This is a genomic window from Psychroflexus montanilacus, assembly GCF_020164535.1.
GTDB classification, from domain to species: Bacteria; Bacteroidota; Bacteroidia; order Flavobacteriales; family Flavobacteriaceae; genus Psychroflexus; species Psychroflexus montanilacus.
In genome coordinates, this window is record NZ_JAIQZC010000001.1 from 591,321 (window position 1) to 605,529 (window position 14,209).

Sequence of the window (14,209 nt, forward strand, 5' to 3'; positions counted from 1 at the left end):
CCTATGAAGATAATTGATATTAAACTGTTGAGGGGTCCTAATTACTGGTCCAATCGAAGACATAAACTTGTCGTCATGAAACTCGATCTCGGAAAAATGGAGTTTCTCCCCTCTGATATGGTTGAAGGATTCTATAAACGAATTAAACAATTACTTCCTTCCTTATATGAACATCACTGTTCAGAGGGTCATGATGGTGGTTTTTTAGAACGTGTAAAAGAAGGGACTTGGATGGGCCATATTGTTGAACATGTGGCTCTAGAAATTCAAACTCTTGCAGGAATCGATTGTGGGTTTGGTAGAACTCGTGAAGCAGAACGTAAGGGGGTTTATCATGTTGTTTTCAATTATATCTATGAAAGTGCAGGTTTATATGCTGCTCAAGCAGCAGTTCGAATTGTAGAGGCAATTATTATTGGAGAAGATTATAGTCTTAAAACAGATATTCAGCATTTGAAAGTACTTAGAGATGAAAACAAGCTTGGTCCTAGTACACAGTCCATTATAAATGAGGCTGATAAAAGAGGAATTCCATTTATGCGTCTTAATGAAGGTTCTTTGTTTCAATTAGGTTATGGTGTAAATCAAAAGCGAATTATAGCTACAATTACAAACCAAACCAGTAATCTTGGAGTTGACATAGCTGGGGATAAAGAAGATACTAAACTACTGCTTCATAAGGCAGGAATTCCTGTTCCCTTCGGAGGAATTTGTATAGATGAAGACAGTTTGAAAAGTGAATTACAAAGAGTAGGTTACCCATGTGTGATAAAACCTGTTGATGGAAACCACGGGAAGGGAGCTACAACAAATGTCAATAAGGAAACCGAAGCTATACTAGCATTCAAGCAAGCACAAAAATTTTCAGATCGTATTATAGTTGAACGTTGGATAAATGGTTTTGATTATCGACTTTTAGTAATCAATCATAAATTAGTAGCTGCAGCAAAACGCACCCCAGCTCATGTCGTAGGAGATGGGCGATCAACCATCCATGAGCTTATTGATAAGGTAAATGCTGATCCAAGAAGAGGACCTGGACATGAAAACATGCTTACCAAAATTGAAATAGATAAGATGACTCAGTGTATTTTAAGTTTCAGAAAAGTTAAGCTGACTTCAGTTATACCAAATAAGGAAGTTTTATATTTAAAAACTACTGCTAATCTTAGCACGGGTGGCACATCTGAAGACGTTACGGATACAGTACATTCGGAAAATATATTCATGGCGGAGCGAATATCCCGAATCATTGGACTCGATATTTGTGGTATAGACGTAATGTCGTCGAATCTCAAAACACCAATTAAAGAGAATGATGGTGCAGTGATAGAAGTAAACGCAGCTCCAGGATTTAGAATACATCTTGATCCAACGATAGGCAAACCAAGGAATGTGGCGAAACCAGTTATCGACATGCTTTTTCCACCCGGTCAGCAAGCGCGAATTCCAATTGTGGCTGTGACAGGAACAAATGGAAAAACCACTACCACTCGCCTAATCGCTCATATCATGAAAACTTCTGGGTTCCAAGTAGGCTTTACTACTTCAGAAGGAATTTATGTGCAAAATGTTAAGCTCCAAGATGGGGACTGTACAGGACCAAAAAGCGCCAAATTCGTTCTTAATGATCCAACAGTAAATTTTGCAGTATTAGAAACTGCACGAGGAGGAATTCTAAGAGAGGGACTTGGTTTTAGTCACTGCGATGTTGGTATTGTTACCAATATTGCTTCTGATCATCTTGGCTTGAAAGGTATAGATTCTTTAGAAAAATTAGCATTAGTAAAATCAGTTGTGGTTGAAAATGTTACAGCATCAGGATACTCCATTTTGAATGCGGATGATGCAAATGTCCTTAGTATGCGAGACAAAGTCCAATCCAAAATTGCTTTGTTTAGTCTTGACGAGAACAACAGTGCTGTCATAGAGCACTGTAAATCTGGAGGCATTGCAGCAGTATTTGAAAATGGATATATCACTATTATAAAAGGCATCGAGAAAATACAAGTTGAGAAAGTAAAGAACATACCGCTTACTTTTTCAGGTAGAGCCTTATTCATGATACAGAATGTTTTACCATCTGCACTAACAGCTTTTCTACAAAATGTGCAAATAGAGGACCTTCGGTTAGCGCTTCGAACCTTTACCCCTTGTCCGTCACAAACCCCTGGACGTATGAATATATTTCAATTCAAATCGTTTGAAGTCCTTCTAGATTATGCCCACAACCCTTCTGGAATGAAAGCTATTGGTGGTTTTTTAAAGAACACCAAAGGTTTTCCGAAAATTGGAGTTATAGCTGCAACTGGCGATAGAAGGGATAAAGATATTGTTGATTTTGGTAAAGTGAGTGGAAGTATATTTGATGAAATTGTTATTCGACAGGACGAAGATTTGAGGGGTCGTCATCCAAATGAAATTTACAATTTACTGATGGAAGGAATTAGGAGTGCTAACTCTTCTTTGCCTGTCAGTTATATTCCTGATGAAAAAACAGCCATTACAAAATCTATTTTAAAAGCAAAACCAGGGTCTTTCATAACAATCATTTGCGACTCAGTGCCTAGATCTATAGGTTTTGTAACAGAGTTAAAAGAAGAAGAAAATAGGCAGCAATTGCATCAAAACGATACTTCTAAAATAGAATATTGATAAAATTGATATGGAAATCTAACAGTGTTTACGGTAGTAGAGTTTAGTAAAACCAGGTCATTTTTTTAGTTAGTTTGTAACACCTTTTAATGAGAAGCACTCATAAGTTATACTGTTAGCTTTCTGTAAAAAGCAAATCCACCAAATAAAACGACTCATATAACTTAAAACTATATGAGCCGCTTCTTAAAAGAATTAAACAATTATTTACTACTTATGATATCTATTTTTTTGATTATAGGCCCTTCTGTAAATAATTCTGAAGCATTTTTCATCAAAGCTTTCGCAATTTTACCATTGAGGTGATCCTCTCTACCATCTTCATTTTCAAAAGTATCAAAAATACCAAAGGTAGATTCATCGATTTGGAATGAATACCAAGTTACCGTTTCTTTTTCTTCTCTAGCCGCTTCAACTGCATTAGCCAGAAAATCTTTGACTTCACTTTCTTTTCCCTTTTTAACTTTTACCGTCGCTAGCAAACCTAGTTTTTTCATTTTTGTTTGATTTATTTAATTATTCATTAAACAACATACGAACAATGAAAAATATCGTCCAACCTTTACAGTGATTTTGTGAATCTTTTAAAGTAATGAGAACTTAAGATTTAAATAAAAGTATGATGAAATTATAAACGTTTCACTTGATTCCAATACGAAGGATTATTCATAGAGAAATATTAGATGGTTTGGATTGACGTATGAATGAGTAACGTGAATTTTTAATAAGATGAAAGTCATTTTCAAATAGCTTTTGACCTTATATCCTCGTACTATCACATTTATTTTTTAAGCTTCATTTTATCATACTCTTCTATTAGATTATCAATTTTTAAATGTGTGTTTTCAAAATGTTGATTAAAAAAATTAATAACAAGCTGGGTGATTATTGAGTAGCTTTTTAAAGGATCAATTGATCCAGCTTCATTTACAATAGGGAGATTAACCATGAGTGGAATATCCATAAAATTTGAATGACCTGAGTTTTCGATGAATAGGCTTTTATAGGTGGCATTCTCTAAACTCTGATAAGAAAATTTGTTGATATCCATATGGTTTTTATCCCAATCTGATGATAACAGCATAAAGGGTTTCTGCAAAGTGCTGTTTACCATATTTCCCCACTGGGCTCCATCCAAATTTACTCCAGCTTGTATTCTATCATCATTTAGCATCGCTAAACCAACAGCAGAACCTCCTTGTGAGTGTCCAAAAGCTCCAATTTTGGACAAATCCATATGGCTTTTTAAAAATGAGTTTGAATCAATTTGGTTTAAATAATCAATGACAAACGAAATATCATCACTCCATCTTTCAGAAATATCTGCTGCAACATAATCTAAAATTAAGTCTTCTATCGCTTCAAATTTTTCGCTGTCAGTTACAGCCTTATTATAGGCCTGACTTGCGGTCCATGCCATAGTTTGCATTTCTTGATCATTGGTTTTCAAATCAAAGGATTTATCATAGAGTTTAATTTCATGATCAGAAAATTGAGATCCACTACTCTCATAAGTGTGATTAATATTTATCACAATAAATCCATGACTTACAATTTCTTCGAGTATAGCATAATATCCAAAAGCTTCAGAATTTAATCCATGAGAAAAAATAAGAACTGGAAATTTTCCTTTGGCTACACTTTTATTATTGTACGTATGAGTATCAACATAGTCAAGGTAATTTAATGTAGATTCAGGTAGTTGGTATTTCGATGTAAACCCAACACGATTTCCCTTATCCAAATACTTCTCTGTCTCTCCATCAGGTTCATCAACTGGATACCAAACCTTAACCATAAAACTTCTTTTAGAATCTTCATTATCGGAGAAAACATCTTGAAGGTTAGTTTTAAGCTGAATATACTGACTAGCTACATGAAAATGACCTGTCGGGTTGGGAAGTTTAAAAACTGGAAAAACAAGGGGAATAATCCAGCTTATTGATACTAAAATTATAGAGAAAATAGATACTAAAACCTTGGAGGTTTTGTTGGTTTTTTTAAACTCTCTATTTATCAATAAACTCATTAAAAGAATTAAGAAATAAGCAGGAATCATCTGCCAGCGATACCCTTCAAAAATTAAATGCAGTAAAATGCAGAAAATAAAACCTACTATACAAAATATTCTTTTGAAAGTTAGTTTCACTAGAAATATAATAAAAGGTAAGCTGGATAAAAGGACTAACAGAATAACTTCAAATGGTCTCATACGTTTTTCGACAAACATATGGCTTCAGCTCTTTTAAAGCTCAAAAAATGGATGGACAACGAATGGACAGCGATCTTTTTATTAGTTCAAGTGCATAAGATAAAGATCTAAATCAGTTTTAGAATCTATATTCATTTTCTGTCTCAACCTATACCGAGCCTTATTTACACTATCTGGTGTTATGTTTAAAATTCGACTGATCTCTTTGGAGGTAAGTTTCATTCGGATCAAGCAACAAAGTTTAATTTCGTTTGTTGTCATATTAGGAAATAACCTAATTAGAGAAGAATAAAATGTAGGATAAACTTTTTCAAATTCTGAATAGAAGGTGCTCAAGTTATTTTCCTTAGAGTGAATGGACTCTAGTAATGCTTTAGTTAAGTCAGTTTTTAAAAGCCTGTTCATTTGTATGATTTGACTGACTTCATGTTGATCATATTTTTTTTCAATAGCTTCAAAATGTTCATTTTTCCATATTTGTTTTGCTCTTATCCTTTTCAACTGTGCTCGTCTCACAAAATATGGTAAGACGACATAAGCAATCATAAATAAACTTAATCCGCTTATGAAAAACACACTAAACAGAAACCAAACATCTGTATCAACTCTAAAATCGAACATTAATAGTTAATTTAAGTTTGCGATAATTTATCAATAAATCATCCATTTTCTAAATAACTGTTAAAAAAAGTAAAAAGTTTACAATTAATTAACCATGTCCAAACATTTAAAATGAAATTAGAGCAATATTAATTAATACTTGCGCAAGTATTTGTAACACTAAACATTTATTTATGACAATTAGAAAACAATTAATCGTACCAGCAATTTTAGGTTTATTCTTTTTTACATCCTGTGAAGATGAACAAATATTTGATGAAGCAACAGAAAGTCAAACTGTTGATGAGTTTGATGAAATAATTTTGGGGGTCAATACTTCAGAAACTCCATCAAATGTTGATCAAAAAACTTTGGATTTGATTTCAAAAAACCATCTTAGTCCTGTTGGAGCTCAACGTGAAGAAATGGTACTTCCAGGTGGAGAGAAACGCGAGGTGATACGCGTAGAAGGTGACATTGTTATGTTTCCTGAGGAACTGGAAAAAATGCAGTTTGACGGCTACGAAAATATACACGAAAAACAATATCGAACAAATGCTCTTGTGAGTCCTCAAACGATAACTATAATTGGTTTTACAGGCGGTAGCCAGGCTTTATCTTCCAGAGAGCGAACAGCTTTAAGTAGGGCAGTTCAAAATTATAATCAACTTAATTTGAGTATTAATTTCAACCTTACTTTTGGAACTGACTTCCAAGATAAGGATATGGTAGTTTACAATAATGAAGTTAATAATCCAAGCTCAGTTGGAGGACAGGCAGGTTTTCCTAGTGGTGGAGATCCATTCAAATTTGTACAAATTTATGGACTTAATCAATATAGCCTAGGTGTCATCGAACACGTGATTACTCACGAGATTGGACATTCGGTTGGATTTCGTCATACCGATTTCTTTAGCAGACAAAGTTGTGGACAAAATACAAATGAAGGTACAGCAGGAGTTGGCGCAAATTACATTCCAGGTACACCTGAAGGTTATGACCCAACATCTTTAATGCTTGCTTGTTTCAATACAGGAGTATCAGGTAATTTTAATTCTAATGACGTTACCGCTTTAAACTTCCTTTACTAATTTTAAAATTAGATATAGCCATAAATCACCTTCATGTTTTGAAGGTGATTTTTTTTTACAATCAACTCTATATAAAATAACTAATGTTAAGACTAGAGATAAATATTTTTAAAAGGATTCTAAACCGTAAGTTTTAGTCTTTAAAGCATTTTTAAATGTTATTAAAGTCACAATATGATGACTAATCATGTATTGATTTAATCCAAATATTTAAAAGAATCTACCATTTTAAACTTAGAATTCCTACTGATAAAGTCTCTAAAAAATGCAGTATGGCTCGCTCCCATTAAAATAAACATCCTGTCTTTTAAGGTGAGTTCAATTCTATTCAAGTTTGAAAACATCCTTAGATTTCTCTTGTAATATTTTGCAGCTTCATCAGCTCCTTCAAAATCTTTCTCACTGCCAACATGGGTTAGCATATCCGCATTTACAGCAATTAAGTAATCAAGATACTGATCGTGATTAATCAATTTCAACTTTTCCAACAGACTTAAAGAATCCTCATCTGAAAGTAATGGAAGGCCATCGCATATGTCTAGATAATGAAGACCAACTTCCCATCGGTGAAACCAATAAAAAAAGGGTTTCAGAACGATTTAAAAATGAATAAATACTAATGCTAAGAGATTCCCCTGTAATAATCTAAAATCTTTGTTCTGAAAATATATTCATAGCGCGCATTAGCTAGGTTGATTTTCGCATTATCCAGATTGTTTTTGCTGATGATATATTCCACAATATTGGAGACACCGCTATTAAATCGGATTTCATTGACACGAAAAGATTCTGAGTAAGCCTCCACCTGCTCCTTAAAAATAATGTACTTTTCGTGAGCCGTCTGCATGTCGTTATGCGCTTCTTGGATAGCTTGCTTAAATTCATTTACAATCCTTTGGTAATTCACTTTACGCTCATCCAAAACAATTTTCTGCAGGGCTACAGTGTTTTTGGCCCTAAATCCGTTAAAAATCGGGATTCTAAGAGAAATGCCAAGATTAGAGTTTAAATTATTGATCAATTGATCTTGGTAAGGAATACGTTCCTCTATAAAATTGGTTTGCTCACTTAAAACTGGAAAATTATCATTTCCAATACTTACAAATTGTGAAGTTTCAACCACCTGTGTTCCTGTCTCATTAAATAAAGTTGCAAGACTTGAAAAGTTAGTATTTAATTGCGCAAAGAATGAAATCTCTAAAGCATAAAGACTTCTGGTGACTTGTATATCTTCTTCGGCTGCCTTGATTCTAAATTCTTCCGCCTTAAAGCTTGCTAAATTATCCTGAGATTCATCGAAAACTTGATCTGCAGAAAATTCATATTCAACTGGCTCATTTTTAAATTGATTTATAGTCACATTGATTTTTGTGTCGATATTGAGAAGCCTTATGAGCTCCAGTTTGGAAGCTTTCAAACTGTTTTCAGCATCAGCGATAATAGAATTATCATTGGCGAGTTGACCTCGAATATCTGTATAATTTGCAGGATTACCCTGGCCTTCTTCATTTAAGTCCTGAAGTCGCTCCAGCTGTTCCTTAGTTGAGGTTCTTCTAGCTTTAGCCAGTCTCAATAAATCCTTATTATTCAATATTTGAAAGTAAGCCAGAGTCACATTTAATACCATTTCCTGCTTAGCCTGCTCCACCTCAGCCTCAGCAGCTTTTAGGTTGAAGCGATCGCGTTGAATTCTATTTTTAATCTGAAACCCGTTAAATATCGTGGCTTCCAAAGCTAATCCAGCATTAGAAAAGGTGAGTTCTTCTTCTATAAATGTATTTGTAAAAGGATCTATACTTCTACCGTTATTGAGGCCAAAGTTATAATTTCCATTAAGGTTGGGTAATCTAGAATTTCGGGCCTGCCTAAATTCTACATCTGAAGTTTCAGCTCTTAAATTTGAACTTTTTACGTCAAGATTGTTTTCCAGAGCTATAGCTAAAGCAGTATTGAGATTTAATTCTATGGTTGTATCCTGAGAAAATCCGTTGAACTGAATCAATAGCAAAATAAAGCCAAAAAGGTATTTCAACATAGTTCTAGTTTTTATTTATACTTCCATCAAGTAGATTCACAATTCTTGTCCCATACCCTGCATTGCTTTCAGAATGTGTAGCTTGAATGATCGTCACTCCTTCTTGATTCAATTTTTTAAAAAGCCCCATAATATCATCGCTTTGAGCAGAGTTCAGGTTGCCTGTTGGTTCATCTGCCAAAATGAGTTTGGGCTTAATAATTAAAGCTCTAGCTATTCCCACCAGTTGCTGTTGGCCTCCACTTAGCTGATGTGGAAATAAATCTTTTTTTCCAACTATATTGAACCTGTCCAGCATGTCTGCTACCAGAGCTTTACGCTCTGAGCTTTTTATTTTTTTATACAGCAGAGGTGTTTCTATATTTTCGTAAACCGTCAAATCGTCTAAAAGATGATACGCCTGAAAGATGAATCCAATGTTCTCATTGAAAATGCCAGTCTTTCTTTTAGAAGACAGATCATGTACGGCCTCACTGTCAAAATAGTACTCTCCTTCTTCAAAAGCATCTAGCATAGAAATAACATTGAGTAGCGTAGATTTCCCAGAGCCCGATGGTCCCATCAATGAGAGGAATTCACCTTCATCAATTTTTAAGCTGAGATCGTTGAGGAGAAATACTCTTCTTCCTCCCGATTTAACCCATTTGTAAATATGATTGAGTTCTAAAAGCATAGTAGATTTTTTTTATAATTATTCGGTTCTTAAACTTTTGGCAGGGTTCCTTGAGGCTGCTTGTATGGTTTTAAAACTCATAACCAAAACAGCAATGAGTATAATAAGCAATGCACTCACTACAAATACCCACCAATCAATATTAGTTTTATACGCAAAGTCTTGCAACCATTGGTTCAGCCCGTACCAGGCAATCGGAATAGCAATAATAACTGCAAAACATATAGGTACCATAAATTCTTTGCAGAGTTGTAAGTTAATTCTCAAAACAGAAGCTCCGAGAATTTTTCTAATTCCGATTTCCTTAGTTTTTCTCTCTGTGGTATAAATGACCAAACCCAACAAGCCTAACACACTGATTAAAATACTCAAGCCTGTCGCCCATTTCAGTAATTTTGAAATTTTTTGTTCTTGATCATAAAATGAAGCAACGGTTTCATCTAAGAATTTAAAATTAAAATCAGATTCTGGATAAATAGTGTTCCATTGTTTTTCTATTTCTGCTATGGTTGCTTTTAAATTATTATTTGGGTTAATGCTCATTCCTAGAGTTGTGAATTGTGAAAAACTTCGTCTATAAATATCTGGCACGAATGCCATAGGCTCAATTTCAGATTTAAGCGATCTTTGATTGAAGTTTCGCATCACTCCAACAATAGGATATAATTTATTATTTACCCTTATCTGTTTATCGATAGCTTCTTCAGGATCATTAAAACCTAGTTCAGACAAAAGAGATTGATTAATCACATATTCTCTTATTGAATCATTTAAAGGTTTTCTTCCTGCAAGCAGTGCAATATCATAAAAATCCAAGTAGTTAGTATCTCCAAACAGCTGCTCAAAATAAATGTTGAGTTCTCCTTCTTCTTTAGGAAACGTAAGTTTGCTGCCAAACATTCTGAAAGATGCAGGTGGAGCACTGCCTAAACTTACACCTTTTATGTTTGGGTTATTCTTCAATTCATTTTTCATAAGATATCGCTTATCTACACTATCATCTTCATAAGGAAAATTTAAATAAACTACCTCATCAGATTTAAAGCCCAAATCTTTATTCATCATATAATTGATTTGTTTGCCCACTAACAGAGTAGCGATAATGAAAACCTGAGCGATTCCAAATTGGAAAAAAGTTAAGAATTTTCTGAATTTAGATTGATCTGTATTGAAGAAGATCCGGCTTTTTAAAACTGAAACTGGCTTGAATCTAGATAAAATTAAAGCAGGGTAGATACCTGAAAGAAGACTGACAGAAAGAAGCAAGAACAAAATTCCAATGATCGATTCTGGTCTGGTAATTAGGCCATAATCAAAACTCGGGGCTAAGTAATTTTTAAAAATTTCAAATAAAGCAAAACCTAAAAAGATAGACAGAAATCCTGAAATTAAGGTGAGAAGAAACGTTTCACCCAAAAACTGATAAATGAGTTGGGATTTGGAGCTACCCAAGGTTTTTCTAATTCCGATTTCCTTCGCTCTCTGTGTCGCTTGAGCTGTACTTAGGTTAATAAAATTTACACACCCTAGCAGTAATAAAAATATAGCAATCAATGACAAGTAAATCAACACCGATTTATCTGCAGATAAATTCCCGTAGTCAAAAATTCCGAATTCACTAAAATGTAACTCCTCTAAAGGCTGCAGACCATATCTAGTGATACGACCATCTTTCACAGACTCTATATCTTCGTGTTCTATGGCTAATTCGTCAAGTCGGCTTTGTATGTCATCTAGCTTAGATTGCTCATTTACAAGAACAAACATTTGTGAATTAGAATTTGTACTGTTCCAGTTTTCTTGAGTTACTGTTTCTTTCATGTCGCTTTGGACGGCTGTAGGAAGCGATATGAACTCATCGAAAATTAAATCTGTTTTTTGTTTAAATTCAGTTACAATTCCAGAAATAATAGCTTGGGTTGAATCATCATATATGATAGTCTTTCCTACTATTTGATCCAATGAAAGTTCTGGGAAATACTTCTGAGCCTTTTTCTTTGTCAAAACTACTTTATTGGGTTCCTCAAGTACATTCTCATTTCCGACCAACCAGTCATACTGAAAAATTTTAAAATAGAGTTCGTCTGTAAACACTAAACCTTCTGGGTCTTTATATGTAGAATTATTAACTCCGAGTCTGTAGGGTGTGAATGTGAAAAGGGAAGACGCAGTTTCAATTCCAGGTAGTCCTTCTTTTACTTTCTTTTTCAATGGTGAATTTACAGCACCAAAACTATCTTTACCTTCTGGCGATTCATAGTTGGAAATCAATCTAAAGACGCGCTCTTTATTGGGGTGAAAATTATCAAAAGAAAAATCATGATAAATCATCAAACCAATCACAAAAGAAGCGCTAAGCCCAATGGCTAAACTCACGATATTGATCGCCGAAAACAATTTGTTTTTCCAGATATTCCTCCAAGCAATTTTAAAATAGTTACGTATCATAAGGTTTTATTTTTAAAGACCTAACAGGTTTTAAAAACCTGTTAGGTCTTACTTTTACTCAGTTCTTAAACTTTTAACAGGATTGGCTAAAGCTGCTTTGATGGCTTGAAAACTGACGGTTACGATGGCAATAAAAATAACCAGCAGTGCAGCAAACACAAGGATACTCCAGCCTATTTGAATACGGTATGAAAAGTCTTGAAGCCAGATGTTCATAAAATACCAGCCTAAGGGAAGAGCGATAAGGGTTGAAATAGCTACCAGCTTTAAAAAGTCGATGGTCAATCTTAATGTGATCTGGCTCACACTGGCGCCCAGTACTTTGCGTACTCCTATTTCTTTGATTCTTGTCTGAGCGTTATATGTTGCCAGAGCAAAAAGACCTAAACAGGCAATAAAAATGGAGAGACAAGTAAACACCATAAAAATGTTACCAAGACGACTTTCTTCTTTGTAAGATTTATCAAAAGCATCATCCATAAAACGATAGTCAAAAGGCTGTCCTGGTGCTTTTGACGCCCACATATTCTCTATACTAGAAAGGACACCTGTAAGGTCTGCAGTCTTCAATTTGATCGCCATGTAACCTGTAGAACTATCCATAAACAGGGCTAATGCGCCTATGTCGTCTCTAAGCGATTCATAATGGAAATCTTGAACCACCCCTAAAATTTTAAAGTATAAAGGTTCGCCCAATTCAACTTCCTGGGTAATTCTAACCCCCAAAGCCTCTTCTGCGTTTAAACCTAGTAATTTAAGTGTAGATTCATTAATGATGACTGATGTTGAGTCTGAGACAAACTGCCCATTGAAGTTTCGTCCGCTTATCAATTTTAAATCAAGTGTATTCAAATAATGCTCATCTACTTTCCATACTTGGGACTGTATAGCGTATTGTTGATCCATTTTCCCCTCCTGAAAAAAAGAAGTGCTTGAACGTGAAGAGGACACTGGCATAAAGCTACTCACGGTAGCGTTTTGAACCGCACTTAAACTCAATACCTCCTGTCGCAGTGCATTGATTTGTTCCCCTGCTGCATAGGTATCGTTGATAATAAGCACCTGTTCCTTATCAAAACCTAGATCTTTATTCTGTATAAATTTTAACTGTTGAGAAACGACTAAGGTTCCTACTATTAAGAACACGGCTACACCAAACTGAAATACAACTAAAAAACTACGCATATTCCATTTGCTGCTTTTTTGAAACCTATTGCCTTTTAAGGTATCTATGGGAGCAAATTTTGAAATAACAAATGCTGGATAACTGCCCGAAATCAATCCAAGAATAATCGTGATCAATATCAACCACACATAAAACATAGGGTTTTCGAAAGGAATAGAAATAGCTCGACCAGCCAAGTCATTAAAAAATGGCAGTGCTATGTAAGAAACAAGCACAGCAAGTAACATAGATACAAAAACAACAATCCCGGACTCTGTCAAAAATTGAATGATTAATTGTCCCCGGTTAGAACCAAGTGTTTTGCGTATTCCTACCTCTTTGGCTCTTTTAAGCGAATGAGCTGTCGAGAGATTCATAAAATTCACGCTGGCCAGAAAAATCAAGAAAAGGCCGATGAATGAGAGGATGTAAACATTCTGCATATCTCCTACCTGAGACATTTCAACCTTATTATCTGAATGTAGATGAATGTCCGTTAGTGGAATGCTGTGATATCGTATGTAATTTCCCGAAGCCAAGAAAGAATCCGCAGTCATCCCTGGAAAGGTTCTAGTTGCCCAGGGGAGCACATATTTTTCTAATAAACCGTCCAGTTGCAATTGGAAATTATCCATGTTGGTTTCTGGTGATAGCTTGATGAATGTAAAGTAATTATTACCACCCCAGATATCTTCGCGAGAGGCTACATTTCCGGCCATGGCCATGAATATCGTGTAACCTTTAAGAAAAGAATTGTCGGGCAAATCTTCTATAACACCAGTGACTTGAAAGGTTTCTTTGTTATTCAGCAAGAGATTTTCACCTACAACATCCACGCTACCAAAATGATTTTCAGCAGCCGTTCTTGTCATGACTAGGGTATTTGGCTTTTCCAGTGCAGTCTTTTTATTCCCATGAATGAGTTCCAAACCGAACATCTCAAAAAATGTAGAGTCAGCATACGTGGTATGAAGCTCTTTGATGTTATCGGTTTTTTGAACATCTCTGAACAAATTACTCCCCTGAATTCTAAAACGAGTTGTTTGCTCAACTTCTGCAAAGTCCCGTTTTACAGCACCTGCAAGTGGCGGAGCAGTTTCAGCAGCTTTAATCTCTGCACCGCCAAATTTGATTTCCATATCAATTCTATGAATGCGGTCAGAATCGGCAAACATTTTATCATGATTGAGTTCTTCATAAATATAAAGTGCGATCAATAAACCACCTGCCATTCCTATAGCAAGACCTAAGGTATTGATGAGGGTGAAAAAAGGCTGATTTTTTAAACCTCTTAGTCCCATTTTAAAATAGTTCCTTATCATAGTTTTGA

The 14,209-nt window shown here is 34.9% G+C and carries 10 protein-coding genes; 2 read left to right on the forward strand and 8 right to left on the reverse strand.

Going from position 1 to position 14,209, the window contains the following annotated elements:
* The first annotated feature begins 3 nt into the window (after window positions 1-3).
* On the forward strand, window positions 4-2,655 hold the full coding sequence (gene cphA / locus LB454_RS02785) for a cyanophycin synthetase (protein ID WP_224462910.1): 2,652 nt from the start codon (window positions 4-6) through the stop codon (window positions 2,653-2,655).
* Window positions 2,656-2,858: 203 nt separating this feature from the next.
* Here cphA and LB454_RS02790 read toward each other — a convergent pair whose 3' ends face one another.
* From LB454_RS02790 to LB454_RS02800, 3 genes are all read right to left on the reverse strand, one after another.
* Complete coding sequence (locus LB454_RS02790) at window positions 2,859-3,152, reverse strand: putative quinol monooxygenase (RefSeq protein ID WP_224462912.1); 294 nt, start codon at window positions 3,150-3,152, stop codon at window positions 2,859-2,861.
* Window positions 3,153-3,436: 284 nt separating this feature from the next.
* The gene (locus LB454_RS02795; protein WP_224462914.1) at window positions 3,437-4,867 is read right to left on the reverse strand and encodes an alpha/beta hydrolase family protein; all 1,431 of its coding nucleotides are present in this window, start codon (window positions 4,865-4,867) and stop codon (window positions 3,437-3,439) included.
* Window positions 4,868-4,948: 81 nt separating this feature from the next.
* On the reverse strand, window positions 4,949-5,488 hold the full coding sequence (locus tag LB454_RS02800) for a helix-turn-helix transcriptional regulator (protein ID WP_224462916.1): 540 nt from the start codon (window positions 5,486-5,488) through the stop codon (window positions 4,949-4,951).
* A gap of 173 nt (window positions 5,489-5,661) precedes the next feature.
* Here LB454_RS02800 and LB454_RS02805 point away from each other — a divergent pair, with 173 nt between their 5' ends.
* Window positions 5,662-6,558, forward strand: coding sequence for a zinc-dependent metalloprotease (locus LB454_RS02805; RefSeq protein ID WP_224462917.1), 897 nt, complete (start codon window positions 5,662-5,664; stop codon window positions 6,556-6,558).
* 197 nt (window positions 6,559-6,755) lie between these two features.
* Here LB454_RS02805 and LB454_RS02810 read toward each other — a convergent pair whose 3' ends face one another.
* The 5 genes from LB454_RS02810 to LB454_RS02830 are packed head-to-tail and all read right to left on the reverse strand — an operon-like array spanning window position 6,756 to window position 14,201.
* On the reverse strand, window positions 6,756-7,157 hold the full coding sequence (locus tag LB454_RS02810; RefSeq protein WP_322962839.1) for a DUF5694 domain-containing protein: 402 nt from the start codon (window positions 7,155-7,157) through the stop codon (window positions 6,756-6,758).
* 23 nt (window positions 7,158-7,180) lie between these two features.
* On the reverse strand, window positions 7,181-8,593 hold the full coding sequence (locus tag LB454_RS02815) for a TolC family protein (protein ID WP_224462919.1): 1,413 nt from the start codon (window positions 8,591-8,593) through the stop codon (window positions 7,181-7,183).
* A 4-nt stretch (window positions 8,594-8,597) separates the two neighbouring features.
* Complete coding sequence (locus LB454_RS02820; RefSeq protein WP_224462920.1) at window positions 8,598-9,266, reverse strand: ABC transporter ATP-binding protein; 669 nt, start codon at window positions 9,264-9,266, stop codon at window positions 8,598-8,600.
* Window positions 9,267-9,284: 18 nt separating this feature from the next.
* Window positions 9,285-11,714: an ABC transporter permease gene (locus tag LB454_RS02825; protein ID WP_224462921.1), complete on the reverse strand. Its 2,430-nt coding sequence runs from the start codon at window positions 11,712-11,714 to the stop codon at window positions 9,285-9,287.
* A gap of 54 nt (window positions 11,715-11,768) precedes the next feature.
* Window positions 11,769-14,201, reverse strand: coding sequence for an ABC transporter permease (locus LB454_RS02830; RefSeq protein WP_224462922.1), 2,433 nt, complete (start codon window positions 14,199-14,201; stop codon window positions 11,769-11,771).
* Window positions 14,202-14,209: the final 8 nt, after the last annotated feature.

Bases quoted from the DNA above. Each gene is read 5' to 3' on its own strand.
- cphA (WP_224462910.1), top strand. From the start codon at position 4: ATGAAGATAATTGATATTAAACTGTTGAGGGGTCCTAATTACTGGTCC.
- LB454_RS02790 (WP_224462912.1), bottom strand. From the start codon at position 3,152: ATGAAAAAACTAGGTTTGCTAGCGACGGTAAAAGTTAAAAAGGGAAAA.
- LB454_RS02795 (WP_224462914.1), bottom strand. From the start codon at position 4,867: ATGAGACCATTTGAAGTTATTCTGTTAGTCCTTTTATCCAGCTTACCT.
- LB454_RS02800 (WP_224462916.1), bottom strand. From the start codon at position 5,488: ATGTTCGATTTTAGAGTTGATACAGATGTTTGGTTTCTGTTTAGTGTG.
- LB454_RS02805 (WP_224462917.1), top strand. From the start codon at position 5,662: ATGACAATTAGAAAACAATTAATCGTACCAGCAATTTTAGGTTTATTC.
- LB454_RS02815 (WP_224462919.1), bottom strand. From the start codon at position 8,593: ATGTTGAAATACCTTTTTGGCTTTATTTTGCTATTGATTCAGTTCAAC.
- LB454_RS02820 (WP_224462920.1), bottom strand. From the start codon at position 9,266: ATGCTTTTAGAACTCAATCATATTTACAAATGGGTTAAATCGGGAGGA.
- LB454_RS02825 (WP_224462921.1), bottom strand. From the start codon at position 11,714: ATGATACGTAACTATTTTAAAATTGCTTGGAGGAATATCTGGAAAAAC.
- LB454_RS02830 (WP_224462922.1), bottom strand. From the start codon at position 14,201: ATGATAAGGAACTATTTTAAAATGGGACTAAGAGGTTTAAAAAATCAG.